Below are 491 nucleotides of genomic sequence, written 5' to 3'. Positions count from 1 at the left end.
CGCAGGTTCAAATCCTGTCCCCGCAACCAATGGTCCCGTGGTGTAGTGGTTAACATGCCTGCCTGTCACGCAGGAGATCGCCGGTTCGACCCCGGTCGGGACCGCCATTTACATAAAGGCTCGGTAGCTCAGTCGGTAGAGCAGAGGACTGAAAATCCTCGTGTCGGCGGTTCGATTCCGTCCCGAGCCACCATTTTTTTTTTTTTTTGTAAAAAAACTAGCCGGCTTAGCTCAATTGGTAGAGCAACTGACTTGTAATCAGTAGGTTGGGGGTTCAAGTCCTCTAGCCGGCACCACTTAGGGGCATAGTTTAAAGGTAGAACAGAGGTCTCCAAAACCTCCGGTGTGGGTTCGATTCCTACTGCCCCTGTAAGAAATATGGGCCTATAGCTCAGCTGGTTAGAGCGCACGCCTGATAAGCGTGAGGTCGATGGTTCGAGTCCATTTAGGCCCACCATATTCCGCAGTAGCTCAGTGGTAGAGCTATCGGC

Annotated in this window: 5 tRNA genes; all 5 read left to right on the top strand. The window is 52.3% G+C overall.

The features are described from left to right. Positions 1–31 precede the first annotated feature (31 nt). The 5 genes from MR076_RS26035 (at position 32) to MR076_RS26015 (ending at position 457) form a co-directional block, all read left to right on the top strand. Positions 32–107 (top strand) — tRNA-Asp (locus MR076_RS26035). A 10-nt stretch (positions 108–117) separates the two neighbouring features. After that, positions 118–193 (top strand) — tRNA-Phe (locus MR076_RS26030). Positions 194–220: 27 nt separating this feature from the next. Then, positions 221–296: transfer RNA gene (locus tag MR076_RS26025), tRNA-Thr, on the top strand. 3 nt (positions 297–299) lie between these two features. Continuing rightward, positions 300–370, top strand: a tRNA-Trp gene (locus tag MR076_RS26020). Positions 371–380: 10 nt separating this feature from the next. After that, positions 381–457, top strand: a tRNA-Ile gene (locus MR076_RS26015). Positions 458–491 lie beyond the last annotated feature (34 nt).

The sequence above is a fragment of the Bacillus cereus group sp. BfR-BA-01380 genome (genome assembly GCF_022663535.1).
In the GTDB taxonomy this organism is placed as follows: domain Bacteria; phylum Bacillota; class Bacilli; order Bacillales; family Bacillaceae_G; genus Bacillus_A; species Bacillus_A cereus_BB.
This window is presented reverse-complemented; position numbering and strand designations above follow the sequence as displayed.